We start from the raw sequence: 16,056 nt of genomic DNA on the forward strand, positions 1-16,056 counted from the left end.
AGGTATAAAAAAAGCTTGTGCCAAATGCTTTCTGCGTCCACGTAATTCTCGCATTTGGCGATTATTAAGGTAGGGACATAAAAAAAAGGGAAGAAACATTTCTTCCCTTTTTTCAATCAAACTCAACGAACCCTGTTAGCCAGAGTCAATTCAATTACTTAGCAGAGTTGCTTTTTAATTGAAGTCCTACGATTGCTGCTTTTTGGTCAGCACTGTGTTTATTGGTGTCAACTGTCAATTTATCTTTCTGTGGAGCAGGGCTGTCCAGAACGGGAAGTGAAACAGGCAGCGCTTTGTTCAAAACTGCAACTGTTGTTTTCTCCTCAATAGTATATGTAGTATTGTTGGCACCGGCGTAAGTTGCGATAGTCAAAACCATCATGGCAGTAGCTATCATTGTTTTTGCATTTTTCATTGGTAATAGTGGTTTACTTGTTCTTGTGTTTTTCTGTATCATTTACAGGTACAAATATACTACAATATTTTGAATACAAGTAATATACACCATTATCAACCAAACTATATTCTGAAAAATATGACTTTCCAGTACTTAAAAAAGGCAACTTTCGAGTAAAATAAATGGTATTATTCAAAGTTTTCAATTTCAAAAAATGTAATAATGAGCGGTTTTCCGCGATGGAAGATTTGGCGGGAATGCGGGAGATGCTAATGCAATATTACGGTAACGTTAACACAGATATATAATTTGGGAGGAATCCCCATTTTCAAAATAATCTTCTGAGTGGATTTTACCATTAGCCATTTTCAGCAACAATTGACTGATTACCCCGGTTATAAACCAAAAAATATTTTCAAAAAAATTGAAAATATTTTTCTGCAACTGATTAACCGGTTGATTTTTATTCAAAACTAGACTGACTCTGAGCCTTGTAAACCCTCGCTGATCACTTACATAGCCGTGTTTGGCGTTTCGATAGAGGGCAGGTGAATGGTGATTCCTGAAATTTCGCAGAGCGCCAGAAACTCGGACAGGGACGGAATGGCGCCCTGATTCAATATGTTGTCGGCGGTACTTGCAGAAATGCCGGCTTCTTCCAGCGCAGTATTGAGATTGAGACCTTTTACTTCAATGATCTTCCTGATCTCGATGATCATTTCCTTTGCGCGGGATTCATACACTGTCGTTTCCATATGATTGTGGTTTTAATTCAGAATCAAAAAAGACTAAAATTATGCCACCTGTCCGCATTTTGTCCTGGCGCGGCATTTGCGTGAAGTCCTGCTGAAACCGGTAACCAATGTGAAGGAAGCATTGTTATCCCTAATAAACATCAACAATTAAAAGAATGAGTACAACAAGAGAAAATCCAGCCACATTTCGTATTGCTGGGGAAATTGAGGTCAACAGACTCGGTTACGGGGGAATGCAGCTCACTGGCAAAGGTGTCTGGGGCGATACGCCCGACCGGGAGAATGCAAAAAAGGTATTACAGGAAGCGGTCGCAGCCGGCGTCAACTTTATTGACACTGCCGATTCGTACGGCCCGCACACCAACGAGGTACTGATTGCCGATGCATTGCATCCCTATCCGCAAAACCTGCTCATCGCCACCAAAGGCGGCCTCGACCGTACGGGACCAAATAAATGGCCGGTCAACGGAGATCCGAAGCATATTCGGGAAACGATCGACGGAAGTTTGCAACGCCTTAAACTGGACGTGATCGATCTCTGGCAATTGCACCGTTTCGACGCTCGCTTTCCCGTTGAAGAAACACTGGGGCCGGTAGCCGACGCCGTCGCAGCCGGAAAGATCCGGCATGTGGGCCTTTCGGAGGTAGATGTCGAGCAGATAAAGCGTGCAGCAAAAGTGCTGCCTATTGTGTCCGTTCAGAATTTGTATAATCTGGGAGACAGGCAGTGGGAAGAGGTGCTCGACTACACTACTGAGCAGGGAATGGCTTTTATTCCCTGGTTTCCGCTTGCTTCCGGGCCAGACAAGCTGAGAGCCAAGATCGAAAAGATCGCGGCAGCTTATAACGCAACCACCGCGCAGATCGCGCTGGCCTGGCTGCTGAAACGGGCACCGAATATTCTATTGATACCTGGCACCAGCTCGCTGGAACATTTGTACGAGAATCTGAAAGCAGGCGAAATTGAGCTTTCGGACGAAGATTTCAGGGCACTTTCCGAGTAGTCGGCCATTAATTCAAAAAAAAACCGGTGCAGGTGCACCGGTTTTTTTGTTGTTACTTCTTTTCAAGCTTAGCCAGCTCCTTTTGCAGAAATTCCTTTGACAGCCATCTCGAACCGATCATGACGCCCTCTACATTTCTTGTCTGACCAATATCTTCGAGCGGATTTCCCGCCAGCAATACCAGATCGGACACATTTCCCTTTTTAATCGACCCGGAATTATCTTTTTTCAGATACTTAGCCACATTGACCGTACCCGTTTTAAGCGTCTCAAAAGGCGACAATCCTGCTTCTGTCAGGTATTTCATCTCATGATGGATCGCGAAACCGGGGACATTCAAAACCTGCGGCGCGTCACAGCCAAGCAGCAGCTCTACCCCACCTTTTTGGCACGCCAGTATCAGCTTTCGCCTGATTGCGATAAATGCTTCCGCTCTCTCTTTATTAAATTTGGGATTGGTGTAATAGCTATTCTTCGCATTCATCCAGTTTTTGATCTCTTCCGGTTTCATATATTTCAGATCGTCGTCATTCGCATAACTGTCTGCCGGCAATGGCGAAAGCCAGCGCTCGGCGATCGCCTGCGTGGGCACAACGCGCACATTCTTCGCTTTTAACGCCTGGATCAGTTTCGGGATTTTAGTAGTGTCGGCCGAATAGGCAATCCACGCGCCGAATAGGCCGGTTTCCTGCTCGACCAACGTATCAATTCCCGGTGTGATCGCTTCCACGAAACCGTCGAGGTGATCGATAGAAGATTGATTTGCATCAATAGCAGCCCAAACGCCCACATTGAATGACACATGGCCAACCATCGGGATACCCAGCTCGGCGGACGTTTCTGCAATCCCGGGAAACGTTTGCTTGGTGAGCCCCGGCAGCAGCTTCAAATAGTCATAACCCGCCTGCTTTTCCTCGCGAACCATTTCAATACCTCTTTCCGCAGTTTTGACAGACTGCCCGCTGAATGCCGGTCCGGTCGTGTAAAAATTAGGGCCCAGTATCTCGCCGTTCCTGACTTTCTCCCGTAACTCCAGATGCTTTGCATTGCCAAGCATGCCGCGGATCGTTGTGATCCCATTGGCCAGGTAGAGCATCAGCACATCTTTCATTGGTGCCAGATCGTCGACCGTAGGCACGTGCGCATGCATTTCCGACCAGCCTGGTGCCAGATATTTCCCAGCCGCATTAATTACCAATGCCTCTTTCCCGAATTTGACCGACGCGTCATTTCCAAGTGCCGTGATCTTTCCTCCTTTCACCACCACAGTCTGATTTTGCAGCACGGTCTCTTTGTCCATCGGAATCACGTTTACGGATTTGAAAACGATCTCCCGGTCCGCGTTACTGACAGGTTCCTGGGCAAAAGCCACATGACCCGTAAATCCGATCCATATTAAAAACAGGCAACGTTTCATAAAATGAATGGTTAAGTGGTTAGAAAAAATTTCCGGCAATTAGCTCAAAGCAGCCACATTCTGCGCATTCTTCTGCGCTTTCAAGGCAAGCTCGGTGGCTAAAAAGCAGTGTTCCTGAGACATCGCGGTTTCTGTCCGGTTCAGTACATCATCTACCAACTGACGACCGTATGGAAGTTCGGTTTTGCTGCAATCCACGTACTGTGTTTCTTTATTATTGACAAGAAACAAGTGATTGCCGCCGTCGCGACCGCCTATATCCACGTTCTTTCTTATCTCAATAAACCCCTCGGTACCCAGAACCGTCAGGCGACCGTCGCCCCACGATTTCAGACCGTCAGGCGTAAACCAGTCTACGCGAATATACCCGGCCCCACCGTTTCCGCGAAGCATGGCATCGCCGAAGTCTTCGAATTTGGGATATTGCGGGTGGCTCACATTGCCGACCTGGGAAGCCACTACTTCCGCTTTGGTTGAGCCGGTAAAGAAAAGGAACTGGTCAAACTGGTGAGAAGCAATGTCGCAGATAATACCGCCAAACCGTTTTTTATCAAAAAACCATTCAGGCCGCGTTTTTGCATTCATGCGGTGCGGGCCAAGGCCGATGGTTTGTATTACCTTACCAATTGCACCTTCCTTGATCAGCTCCCCGGCTTTGATCGTCGCACGGTTTTCCAGCCGCTCGCTATACATGATCGAATAGATCCGTTTGGTTTCCTTCTGCACTTTGCGCACCTGCGCCAGCTGTTCCAGCGAAGTAATACCGGGTTTGTCGACCATATAATCCTTCCCGCTTTTCATCACACGCACACCCAGAGGTGCACGCTCGTCGGGAATGCCTGCGCTCAGAATAAGCTGAATACTCTTATCATCCAGGATCTCCGCCTCGCTGGCCGCTTTTTTTGCATTGGGATAGCGTTTGGCAAATACCGCCGACAAGTCCTCTTCTTTTGCGTAAAAAGAAACAAGCTCGCCACCTCCACGGGTCACTGCCTCGACCTGCCCGTAAATGTGGCCGTGGTTCATTCCAATCACGGAAAATTTAATTCTGGGAGCCATATAAACAGGTTTTGGATCGTTGGCAACGGTAGTGATCGGCTTCGCGATCAATTCTTCCGAGAGTGCCGGCAGCATTATCAGGCCGGCGGCGGTATTGACAGAATTTCTAAGGAATTGGCGGCGGTTATCCTGTGTATCTTTCATTACTTCGATTGGATGATGTGATTACCTGTAAAAGCACATTTTGTGAAGATATAATGTGCCAGTACCAAGGACAGCTTTTATCACCCTTCTCCCTTACCCGATCCCGCAAAAGCCGCTAACTACTTATTGCCGACAGAGATGCCGAAGGTAATGCGGGAGTCGTTTCGTTTGCGGGTCGCTTCCACTACACTTTCAAAGGAATTTTCAAAGCTCGTACGCAGCGTAACCCATTTGTTGAGCGGCAGTTCCACCGACAAAATGGTGTTCCATCGCAAATTGGAAATATCGTTGAGCGCTGGCTGAATAAATGTAATGTGGTTAAAACGGATCTTATCCTGGATCAGGGAATGCTTGCCTTTTACGCGAAACGAGTTACGGATCGTGGTAACGGTGTTGATCTCTTCGAAATTGGTCGACTCGTATAAAATTGCATTGGTGAGGCTCAGGTCATTTGTTTTGGTTTTTAAAAGCCTGTAACCTACCCCCGCACCGGCCATTTGCCGCAATACGATGCGGCGAAGGTTGCTGTTTTCCAAAACGCCAAGTCCGAAAGCGTAAGTCCGGCTTTTCTTGAAAACATCCACGAAAACGTCGACGTAACTATCGCGCTCGGCCAGGACACCATTTTGCTTACCATAGGTAAACCTGGGGTTAGATGCTATATTAATCAACGGTCCGCTGAAAATCAGCTCCGCGCGCAGCACCATCAGACTGCGGTTGACATTTCCCCTGGTAAAATTACCATCGCCGATAAACCGGTAGCGGACCGTGTCAATCAGTACCTGCCTCGGCCTGACTGTGGTGTCCGGCCGAGGCGCCGTTACCGAATCGGCCGGCAGGATTTTGAGTGAATCGCCTGTTTGCTGGGCTAAAACAGAGGATGAACAAAATAGTAAAAAGAAAGCGGCAAGCTTTACAAAACGGTGGCGTGTCGATTTTTTCATTACGCGATTTTGCAAAATAATAATGCCAAAACCGAGCCCACGATGCATTTTTAGCTGTTTTTTTCCAATGCCTTCACTTTCCCCAGCCGGCGTACATGTCGCTCGGCACCTGTAAATTTTGCGTCTAAAAATGCTGCAACAAGCTCTTGCGCAGCCATATTACCCGTAACTCTCCCACCCAGACAAAGCAGGTTAAGGTTGTCATCCTCCACACCCTGGTGCGCCGAGAAATGATCGTTGATCAGCGCTGCCCGTACGCCCTGGACTTTGTTGGCGGCTACCGAGGCACCTACCCCACTGCCACATACGGCGATACCTCTTTCTACCTCGCCGGCCACGATTGCCTGCGCCAGCGGGATCACAAAGTCGGGATAATCGTCCTGGTTGTCCAACGTGAAAGCACCGAAATCTTTGATTGAATATCCCTTTTCCTGCAAAAATGCTTTCAGGGATTCCTTCAACTCATACCCGCCGTGGTCTGCTGCTATTCCGATTTTCATAATGTTTGATTTGATCTTGAGAACTCAGGTCTTTACAATGCACTCAATTTCGATATTTTCGCCAGATTATCGATGTACCGGCTTTTCTTTTCGGCTTTCCGTATTAGTTAGTTATTTTGCCTTATGAGAAAAATTGAACCGAACGATACTGCTACTCCGAGCCTGCACAATTTCATTTTTCCCGACTTCAATATTGCCGACCTTTCCACAACACATATTTTGCAAAATAGTGTTACCATGCCGGAAACGGAGAAAAGAGGCTATTTTGATATTCAACCACATGAAATTGATTTGCAATACGGTTCGTTCAGGATTGCAGGCATTACCGGCGAGTTGCTGAAAGTGGTGATCAGGCAAAATGAACGATCGGTGCAGCTGTATTGTGATTGCAGCCAGCCCAAGAGGAAACTTTGCGAACACCAGGCGCAGGTACTTTATAATCTGATGAAGCGTAAAGACCTACGCGCGTTTTTCGACCACCGGCTCAGGTACGACAAGATCAGGGTGCTGGCGGCGGATTACGGGCTTGAAAATGAGATTTACCTGGACGACTATTTTGAGCTGACCTACACGAATCGGGAACTGCATATCAGGCCGCGACTGAAAGAACTGCTTCCTGTGGACGATAAATCCGTGACGGCGTTGGAAGAAAGCCTCGTTCCGGCGCGGGGCAGGAACTTACCGGTTGACCCGGAAAGTACGACACAGACCAAAAAGCTGGTCGTAATCGGCCTGAACAAGTACTACGAACATTTTTACACAGAATTATACGAAGCACCGACAACCCGCGACGGCAAAATCAAAAACCCGGTCACTGCTTTGAACCCGATGGAACAGGTCTGGAAAACCGAAGATCCCGACACGGTCAAATTCCTGACGGCGATTGCCGGATTTCAGAATAATTTCAGAAAGCAGCAGCGCGAAAATGATATTGGCGGATTCAGAGCAATCCTGAAAAATCCATTACATGCAGGCTTCTATTACCACAATCCGGAAGTTTCCGAGAATGTGAATGCAGCCTCGCTGGTTCCTGTCAATATGCAGCAGATACCAGTCGATCTGCAACTGCATATTGACCAAAAACCTCCTTTCTATCAAATTTCGGGGGAATTGATCCTCGATGGAATTTATCTAGATCTCGAAAAAGTGCAGCAACGCTTTAACTATTTCGTGCTTTACACCAACTCGCTTTACCTGATCGATCGGGAAGATATCCTTAATATTATCTCTTTCTTCAAACAGCATAATCAAAAGATATTTATACACCAATCCAAATTCGAAGCATTCAGGCAGAACCTGCTTTCGAAACTGGAAAACCGGATTAAGATCACCTACTCCTACCTCAAACCTGCCACTGAGCGGCAGAAGGAAGAGGCGGGTATTGATATTGCACCTAAAAAGCTGGTTTATCTGGAAGATTTCGGCAATTATGTGCTGATCACGCCTGTCATGCAATATGGGAAAGTGGAAGTACCCTTATTTTCCAGAAAAGAAATCTACGCTGTCGACAGCCACGGCCACCCGTTTACGGTCGCCCGGGACAATACTGCAGAGATCCGGTTCAGCAGCGCACTGATCCGCCAGCATCCTGATTTCGAGGAGCAGCTGGGCAGGGATTTCGTGTATTTGCACAAAGGCCAGTTTTTGGATGAGAACTGGTTTTTGGACGCATTTGAAGAGTGGCAAAACCAGGGTATCCATATTCTCGGCTTTAACACACTGACCAAAAACAAACTGAACCTGAATAAAGCCAGTATCTCGGTAAGCGTCGAAAGCGGGATCAACTGGTTTAATACCGTCGCGGCGGTTAAGTTCGGCAAGCAGCAGGTTACATTAAAACATTTACACAAAGCCGTCAAAAATCGAACAAAATATGTGGAGCTTGGCGATGGGACGATGGGTATACTGCCGGAACAATGGATCGATAAATTCTCCAAGTTTTTCGAAATGGGGGAAGTGAGCGGCGAGCTGATCAGAATGCCTAAAAGCAGCTTTGTTGCGATCAGCGAGCTTTATGAGGAGGAGGTTTTAACGAGGGAAGTAAAAGAGCAAATCGCGTTTTTTAAAACTAACCTGAACGCATTCGAAACGATTCAGCCGGTAGATGTGCCCTCCGCACTGCAAGCTTCCCTGCGCGAGTATCAGAAAGAAGGGCTCAACTGGCTTAACTTCCTGGACGAATTCAATTTCGGTGGGTGCCTGGCAGATGATATGGGTCTTGGAAAAACCGTACAGATCATTGCCTTTCTGCTTTCCCAAAAAGAAAAGCGCGGTAAAAGTACCAGTCTCATCATTGTACCTACTTCACTCATATTCAATTGGCAGGCGGAAGCGGAGAAATTCGCGCCGTCGCTGAAAGTACTCACGATTTACGGGGCCGACAGGCAGCGGGAAGTCACGGATTTCGACTATTTCGACATTGTACTCACTTCCTACGGAACGCTGCTTTCGGATGTTAATTTTTTAAAAAAATACATTTTCAATTACATTATCCTCGACGAATCCCAGGCGATCAAAAATCCGGAATCACAGCGTTACAAAGCGGCGCGCCTATTGCAATCGAGAAATAAACTTGTGCTCACCGGTACGCCAGTGGAGAACAATACATTTGATCTGTACGGACAATTATCATTTGCCTCTCCGGGGCTGCTGGGTAACAAAACGCAGTTCAGAAATCATTATTCCATCCCGATAGACCGCTTCAAAGACAGTGACCGCGCACGTGAATTGCAACGTCGCATAAATCCTTTTGTGCTAAGGCGAACCAAAAAGCAGGTTGCTACCGAGCTGCCGGACAAAACGGAAATGATCCTGTACTGCGAAATGGGCGATGAGCAACGGAAAGTCTATAATGCGTACGAGCTGGAATTTTACACGTTCCTGAACACTCGGAACGAAGTGGACATTCCGCGCGAAACGCTGCATATCTTACAAGGGTTAACCAAGCTGAGGCAAATATGCAATTCGCCGGCATTGCTCAACGATGATGCATATTATGGAAGTTCGTCGGCAAAGATCGACGTATTGATGGAGCAGATCGAAAGCAAGTCGCCGCAGCACAAAATACTGGTATTCTCCCAATTCGTTACCATGCTCGACCTGATCAAAACCGAACTCACAGGCCGGAATATCGCATTTGAATACCTTACCGGACAGACCAAAGACCGGGAAGCGAGGGTCAACAACTTCCAGAATAACCCCGATGTACGCGTGTTTTTGATCAGCCTCAAGGCCGGAGGTACGGGGCTGAACCTGACCGAAGCGGATTATGTGTACCTGATCGACCCGTGGTGGAACCCGGCAGTTGAAAACCAGGCGATTGACAGGAGTTACCGGATCGGGCAAAAGAAAAATGTAATCGCAGTGCGGCTGATCTGCCCGGGTACTATTGAAGAAAAGATCATGGAACTGCAGTCTACAAAGAAAGAACTGGCCAATGATCTGGTGAAAACCGATAATTCTGTTTTAAAAACGCTTTCCAAGAACGATTTGCTGGGACTGGTCTCGCACTGATCAGTCCAATTTTTCGCTGATTTCAGATAAGAGATAACCTTTGGGGTCGGAAAAATATTCCCAGAAAAAGATCCCGGCGAGTTTGTTCTTTTTAATGTACCTGCATTTTAGTGCAATGGTCTTTTCGTCTTCGTAAGTAATCAGGACTTTCGTCGAATCATTAAAAAGATAAGGCGCTTTGGCTTTTTTATCGTAATACTTTTTATAGCCGTTCTGATCGATCAAAGTGTCTTTCAATTTGGTATAACCACCTCCCTGCACAGCTTTAACCCTTTTTTCTCCTAATCCATGGTTTTTGGCCGAGGCCGCTTCCCAGCCTTTTCCATAAAATGCAGCTCCGAGCACGATCTTGCCGGCAGGCACTCCGGCAGCCATAAAATTTCTGACCGATCTGTCGGCCGAGGAGCCGTCTTCCAGATAATCGTACAAGTTGGTATGGTGGCCCACCGTCCCGTTTTTGCCGCCGTAATCGTAGGTCATAATGAGGATATAGTCCGTGTACTCCTGCACTTTGTCCATTTCGGTATTGTCAACAAAGGATTTGGAGCCGCCTACTGCAGTTGTCAGGAGATATTTTCCCCCATTCCCCTTTTCCAGGACATTCAATTCATCCCGCAATGCCTTGAACATCAGGGTAAAATTCTGCTTGTCTTCGGGACGGTAGATATTGCCTTCCTCGCCGCGCATGGCAGGATACTCCCAGTCTATATCCACGCCATCGAGCTTGTATTGCCTGATAATATCAACAGCAGATTTTGCGAATTTAACCCTCGATGTCTGCGTCAATACAGCATCCGAAAAATTTTCGCTCCACGCCCAGCCACCGATCGATATCAGGATTTTAAGATCCGGATTTTTCAATTTCAGTTCATTGAGCTTTCGAAAGTTAGTGGAATCGGTTGCGAGATTGGTAAGCACCGCCAGGCTATCCTGCACATTGACGAATGCATAATTAATATGCGTTAGCTTCTGTACGTCAATCTCCTCCGTTTTAACTAAACCCCTGAAACCGCCGACATAACCGTTGACAATGTATTTTTTCTTTTGGGCAAATGCTTGTTCTGTTTGTACCGTCAACAGCGAAAGCACGGCGAGCGCGAGGAAGATGAATCCTTTCATAAACAGCAGTTTTTACTCAATAAGCGCTATTCTGCGCGATATTACTTCCTTATCAGTCCGGATCACCGCAATGTATATCCCCGATGGAAAACCGCTGAGATCCAGTGTTTGGTCGCCGCTGATGCCGGCCGCTTTTATTTCCCGACCGCTCATATTGTATACAGCCAGGATGCCGGTGACCGTATTTCCCAATCTGGCAAACAGCTTTCGTCCGGAGAGATATAGTGTGTACCTGCTTTTCGGATCCTCCACGGAGGTAATAATGGATGATGCCCGGACAATTGCCAGCAGACTATACGGAGAGCTGCCTCCGGCATTGATCGCCTTGATACGATAGTAATAGTCAATTTTTTCAAATTCTCCCTTGTCTTCGAATTGCAATACAGCCGCTGCCACCCTGCTTATTTCCACAAAATCCCTGTCACGGACTTTCGATCTCTCGATAATCGTCTCGACTGCATTTCCGGTAATAGCCGCCCATCTGAGCTGGATCAATCCCGGCTCGGTAGGGACCGCAGTGAAGTTAACCGGCTGACCTGGGGCCGGAATATTCAAGGTCCGGATTGAACTCACATTACTATATGCCGACGCCCCGGCAGCATTGACAGCCCGAATGCGGTAGTAGTACAATGTATTTGTAGTCAAGCCGACGTTTTGATAGGTAGCCACATTAGGCCCCAGATCGGCTATTTTAGTAAAGGCGGTTCCATTCAGTGAACGCTCCAGCTGGAAACCGGTTTCATTGTTGGAAGCATCAGTCCATGACAAATTAATCTGAGTTTGGGAAACAGATATTCCCGAAAGCCCTACGGGAACTGCGGGAGGAATCTCCATGGTTGTCGCAGTCGCAATATTTGAGAATCCGGATTTGCCTGCGCTGTTTTTGGCCGAAACCCGATACCAGTACTTTGTAGCAGGAGCCAGCCCTGTATTTTGGTAAATTTCGAGCTCAGCCGCAACATCTGCTATTTTGGTAAAAGTCAGCCCATCGACGGAACGTTCAACTTCAAAACCCGTTTCATCCGAAGAATTGTCGGACCATGTCACTGCGATCTGGTAGGCCGAAATGGCAGTCGCGACCAATGCCGCAGGTGGTTTCGGAATCGTTACAGGCGTTTTTGTCGCCACACTAGCGATGTTGGAATAGGGTGAAAAACCGGAGGCGTTCCGCGAACGGATCCTGTACCAGTACTTCGTTGCACCTTTGAGACTATCGTGTAAATAGCTAACAGTGTTCAATTTTAGATCGGCGATTTTAGTGTATTTCAGGCCGTCAGCGGAGGTTTCCAGTTCGAAGCCGGTCTCATCCGTCGAATTATCCACCCAGGAAACCGTGATCGTACTAGACGAAGACGCCACCGCTGTCAGGCTTGTCGGCGCTTTGGGGATTAAGAATGCGAATGCACGGTTGAAGGAAAAAGAGCCCGGAATGAGCAGTAATAAAGCGAAATGGGTAAAAGATATTTTCATAGTTATGCATTTCAAATACAGGAGGAAGGAAGGAGGAGGAATTTATAACCAGCCGCGCTTTTTGAACCAAACATAAATGCCGACCGTAATCGCGCCCATGAGGACCATTACCCCTGGATAACCAAGCTTGAGTTTCAGTTCCGGCATATATTCGAAATTCATTCCATAAATACCGACTATAAAAGTGAGCGGCATAAAGAAAACGGAAAAAACGGTCAATACGCGGACAATCTCATTGGTACGCTGGGAAGATATAGAGAAATAGATCATGACCAGCTGGTTCATATTTTCGAAAAGCGTGTCGTAAATATTATGCAGTTTCACATAAAGATCCCTGGTGTCCCTGGTATAGGTGTTGGATTGCTCGCCGCTATCCAACCGTTCTACGATATCGTGCGACAGCATAATAATCCGGCGTGTCACCTCCACCCTGCGCCTGAGATAATAGAGGCCTTTCAGCAGTGAGGGTTTCCGGTTTTTGAGAAACATGTTTTCCTCATAATACTCAATGTCGGAGGTCAGTTTAATGGAAGGCGCCTCGTAAGTAGCTATACAGCTTTTAATGATCTCATTAACAAGCTGGTGCGTGTTTTCGCAGGCATTCTCGCGGATCTGGTTTTCTTTGATGAACTGAGGGGCCAGCCACTCATTTTTATGCAACGTGATCACCAGCTTTTCGAACATAAAAATGGCAACCTTGTCAGTCAGTTCAGGTACAGTATCTGCCTCTTTGGAAACCTTTTCAGCGTGCATTCTGAAAATAATGAAAGTGTAACTGCGCACATGCTCGTATTTCGGAAGATGGTCGGGTTGCAGCCAGTCATTGATCGACGATTCGTGCAGGGCATACTTGGTAGTCAGTTCATTGAGCTCATCCTGATCAGGATCGACAATATCTATCCATTCGAACGGATGTTCAGAATGATCGGTAATACTTTGAACCATAGTAGGTTATATTGCAGATCTAACGGTGTAAGATTTTAAAATATCGATTTTCCGGCTACTTCTCAGGTTTTGAATCCACAATAAACCGCAAAGACTGATCCCTTGTAACGAAAGCCACCACCCAGTTGTAAAATGTTTTGACCTGGTTACGGTAACGTATCAACGAAAACAGATGCACGACCAGCCACAGAAAGTACGCGATAAAACCCTTGAAATGCAAACCAGGCAAATCTGCCACCGCCTTATTGACGCCAATGATCGCCATGGTGCCTTTGTCGGTGTACCGGAATCCGGAAAGCGGCTTTCCTGCCTGCATCCGCGAAAAATTCTTTGCCAGGTTCCTTCCCTGCTGGATTGCCACCTGCGCAAGCTGCGGGTGCCCTTTTGGAAAGCCCGGATCTCCTTCGATTAAACAAATATCCCCGAGCGCAAAAATGTTCGTGAATCCTTTTACCCTATTGTAATTGTCTACCAAAACGCGCTTGCCTGTTCCCAGCACGTCTTTCGGAAGTCCGGGCAATTCAACGGCGGTTACTCCCGAAGTCCAGATTAAAGTCTTGGTCTCTATTGTCCTTCCGTTCGCAAACGTCACGACGTCGTCCTGAAAATCCTTCACAGCGTGATCCAGCAGCACATTAATTCCAAGTCCTTTCAATTCAGCCAGCGTTTCCTCCTGCGATTTTTTGCTCATCGGGTTCAACACGACCGGCAGGGCATCTACCAGATAGATTTCCACCTCTTCCCGTTTCAGCTCCGGGTAATCCTTTTTAAATATCCCTTTGTGCATTTCGGCCAGCATTCCGGATACTTCTACACCAGTAGGTCCGGCGCCGGCGACGACGATGGACAGCATTTTTTTGCGCTCGGCCAGGTCAGGGATTTTACTGGCCTTTTCTTTATTCCAAAGAATGTGGTTACGCAAAGCGAGTGCATCCTGCACCGTTTTCATGGGCACCGCGTTTTTTCTCACATTCTCCATACCGAAATAATTGGTTTGGGTACCTGTCGCAAATACCAGGTAGTCATAATAAATGTCCCCGCTTTCAGTGGATACTCTGTTTTGTTCGGGAAAAACTTCCTGAAAAGCGCCCAGGCTAAACCTCAGATTCTCTTTTCCCTGAAAAAACTTTCGAAAGGGATAGCTGATGTTGGACGCTTCCAAAAAGCCCGTGGCAACCTGATAAAGCAATGGCGGAAAGAAATTATAGTTGTTTTTGTCGACCAGGGTAATTTCGAAATCCTTGTCTTTCGAGAGTTTCTGCGCCAGATTGATCCCGGCGAAACCTCCACCAATGATCACTACTTTTTTCGCAGCCATATTCTGTTGGTTTTGATACAAAATCTGTCCGAACTGGCTATTATAATTATGCCTGCACGCAACCATTTAATGATTCCGGCTTTCCGAAAGTGCCGGGCGGTTGAGAAATTCTTTGCTCATTCCGCACTGGCACATAGTTTTTGACAGGAAAGCATCAAACTTCACCAAACAGACCAAAATCATGAATTATGATATTGATACCAGAGGCCAGACCCAGCATGTGAGGCCCGGAATAGAGGAAATCATGGACCCGGCTCCGGTCATTATCCGCGAAAACTACCGCGGCAGTGGTAAATTACAGGGAAAGACCGCACTCATTACCGGCGGCGACAGTGGAATTGGGCGCGCGGTGGCCGTACACTTCGCCCGCGAAGGGGCAGATGTAGCCATCGTTTACCTGGAAGAAAATCAGGACGCAAAGGAAACCAAATCTATGGTTGAGGCAGAGGGCAAAGCCTGTTTGCTCATACCGGGCGATATCCGCGACGAGCAGTTTTGTAAGGATGCCGTAAACCGCACCGTCAATGAGTTCGGAAAGCTGAATATCCTCGTCAACAATGCGGCCGAGCAGCATCCCAGGGACGATATCAGGGAAATTTCGGCACAACAGTTGTCTGATACATTCTCGACGAATATCTTCTCCTTCTTCTATTTTACCCAGGCAGCACTGCCGCACCTCTCTGAGCGTGATTCGATTATCAATACAACGTCTGTCACCGCATACCACGGAAGCCCGTCATTGCTGGATTATTCTTCTACTAAAGGAGCGATTGTGGCGTATACAAGGTCGCTGGCAGTCAACCTGGCCGAAAAGGGAATCAGGGTAAATGCAGTGGCGCCCGGGCCTATCTGGACACCGTTGATACCTTCTACCTTCGATGCTGAGCGGGTTGCGAAATTCGGGAAGGATACGCCATTCAAACGTCCCGGCCAGCCAAGTGAAGTGGCCACCTGTTTTGTATTTCTTGCCTGCGAAGACGCCTCTTACATGAGCGGACAAGTGTTGCATCCGAATGGCGGGCAGGTTGTGAACGGATAACAGCAGGAGGAAGGTACCATGATGATAGTGGTCCCTTCCTGCTATTTTGTTTCCTCCGAATCCTTTACAGCTTCCTCAATGCAATTAAGGAGATGTAATTGCCGGTAAGGCTTGGTAATATAGCCGGCAGGCGATGTTTCCCCTGCGCGCCGGACGGTTTCCTGGTCCATGTAGGCTGTCAGGTAAATAATCGGCATCAGGCTCCGGACCTCCTTTACTTTATGTGCGGTTTCTATACCGTCCAGATCACCCTTGATATGAATGTCCATGATAATCAGGTCGACCTGGCTTTCCTGCACGAACCTGAGAACCTCCTCGCCGCTATCTGCGATCCCTGCAACTTCATATCCTGCCTGTTCCAGTGTTTCTTCCAGACTTATTGCCTGAATGCCTTCATCTTCAACAATTAAAATTCTGACTGCTTTTTTCATA

Annotated in this window: 14 protein-coding genes; 3 read left to right on the forward strand and 11 right to left on the reverse strand. The window is 47.3% G+C overall.

What is annotated here, in order from left to right; all coding sequences use genetic code 11:
• Positions 1-154: 154 nt before the first annotated feature.
• Both FXO21_RS27700 and FXO21_RS27705 read right to left on the reverse strand, forming a co-directional pair.
• Positions 155-415, reverse strand: a complete 261-nt coding sequence (locus FXO21_RS27700) for a hypothetical protein (protein WP_149643133.1) — start codon at positions 413-415, stop codon at positions 155-157.
• Between the two features lie 494 nt (positions 416-909).
• Positions 910-1,152 (reverse strand): transcriptional regulator, encoded by a 243-nt coding sequence (locus tag FXO21_RS27705; RefSeq protein WP_149643134.1) that lies wholly within the window; start codon positions 1,150-1,152, stop codon positions 910-912.
• Between the two features lie 155 nt (positions 1,153-1,307).
• Here FXO21_RS27705 and FXO21_RS27710 point away from each other — a divergent pair, with 155 nt between their 5' ends.
• The gene (locus FXO21_RS27710; protein ID WP_149643135.1) at positions 1,308-2,156 is read left to right on the forward strand and encodes an aldo/keto reductase; all 849 of its coding nucleotides are present in this window, start codon (positions 1,308-1,310) and stop codon (positions 2,154-2,156) included.
• 52 nt (positions 2,157-2,208) lie between these two features.
• On the opposite strand, the gene FXO21_RS27715 is transcribed toward FXO21_RS27710, so the two are convergent.
• From FXO21_RS27715 to FXO21_RS27730, 4 genes are all read right to left on the reverse strand, one after another.
• Positions 2,209-3,573 carry an amidohydrolase family protein gene (locus FXO21_RS27715; RefSeq protein ID WP_149643136.1) on the reverse strand — a complete coding sequence of 455 codons (1,365 nt, stop codon included), beginning with the start codon at positions 3,571-3,573 and terminating at the stop codon, positions 2,209-2,211.
• Positions 3,574-3,612: 39 nt separating this feature from the next.
• Positions 3,613-4,776, reverse strand: coding sequence for a Gfo/Idh/MocA family protein (locus tag FXO21_RS27720; RefSeq protein WP_149643137.1), 1,164 nt, complete (start codon positions 4,774-4,776; stop codon positions 3,613-3,615).
• Between the two features lie 119 nt (positions 4,777-4,895).
• Positions 4,896-5,720, reverse strand: a complete 825-nt coding sequence (locus FXO21_RS27725) for a DUF481 domain-containing protein (RefSeq protein ID WP_149643138.1) — start codon at positions 5,718-5,720, stop codon at positions 4,896-4,898.
• 50 nt (positions 5,721-5,770) lie between these two features.
• Positions 5,771-6,220 (reverse strand): RpiB/LacA/LacB family sugar-phosphate isomerase, encoded by a 450-nt coding sequence (locus FXO21_RS27730; RefSeq protein WP_149643139.1) that lies wholly within the window; start codon positions 6,218-6,220, stop codon positions 5,771-5,773.
• 123 nt (positions 6,221-6,343) lie between these two features.
• On the opposite strand from FXO21_RS27730, the gene FXO21_RS27735 reads away from it, so the two are divergent.
• Positions 6,344-9,733, forward strand: a complete 3,390-nt coding sequence (locus FXO21_RS27735; RefSeq protein WP_149643140.1) for a DEAD/DEAH box helicase — start codon at positions 6,344-6,346, stop codon at positions 9,731-9,733.
• On the opposite strand, the gene FXO21_RS27740 is transcribed toward FXO21_RS27735, so the two are convergent.
• The 4 genes from FXO21_RS27740 to FXO21_RS27755 are packed head-to-tail and all read right to left on the reverse strand — an operon-like array spanning position 9,734 to position 14,585.
• Complete coding sequence (locus FXO21_RS27740) at positions 9,734-10,852, reverse strand: glycoside hydrolase family 18 protein (protein WP_149643141.1); 1,119 nt, start codon at positions 10,850-10,852, stop codon at positions 9,734-9,736. It abuts the gene before it with no gap.
• A gap of 12 nt (positions 10,853-10,864) precedes the next feature.
• Positions 10,865-12,322: a fibronectin type III domain-containing protein gene (locus tag FXO21_RS27745; protein ID WP_149643142.1), complete on the reverse strand. Its 1,458-nt coding sequence runs from the start codon at positions 12,320-12,322 to the stop codon at positions 10,865-10,867.
• A 42-nt stretch (positions 12,323-12,364) separates the two neighbouring features.
• Positions 12,365-13,267 (reverse strand): magnesium transporter CorA family protein, encoded by a 903-nt coding sequence (locus FXO21_RS27750; protein WP_149643143.1) that lies wholly within the window; start codon positions 13,265-13,267, stop codon positions 12,365-12,367.
• 55 nt (positions 13,268-13,322) lie between these two features.
• Positions 13,323-14,585, reverse strand: a complete 1,263-nt coding sequence (locus FXO21_RS27755) for an NAD(P)/FAD-dependent oxidoreductase (RefSeq protein ID WP_149643144.1) — start codon at positions 14,583-14,585, stop codon at positions 13,323-13,325.
• Between the two features lie 181 nt (positions 14,586-14,766).
• Between FXO21_RS27755 and FXO21_RS27760 the strand changes: the two genes are divergently transcribed.
• Positions 14,767-15,624: an SDR family oxidoreductase gene (locus tag FXO21_RS27760; RefSeq protein WP_149643145.1), complete on the forward strand. Its 858-nt coding sequence runs from the start codon at positions 14,767-14,769 to the stop codon at positions 15,622-15,624.
• Positions 15,625-15,665: 41 nt separating this feature from the next.
• Here FXO21_RS27760 and FXO21_RS27765 read toward each other — a convergent pair whose 3' ends face one another.
• On the reverse strand, positions 15,666-16,055 hold the full coding sequence (locus FXO21_RS27765; protein ID WP_149643146.1) for a response regulator: 390 nt from the start codon (positions 16,053-16,055) through the stop codon (positions 15,666-15,668).
• Between the last annotated feature and the right edge of the window lies 1 nt (position 16,056).

Origin of the sequence: Dyadobacter sp. UC 10 (assembly GCF_008369915.1) — a bacterium.
GTDB lineage: Bacteria > Bacteroidota > Bacteroidia > Cytophagales > Spirosomataceae > Dyadobacter.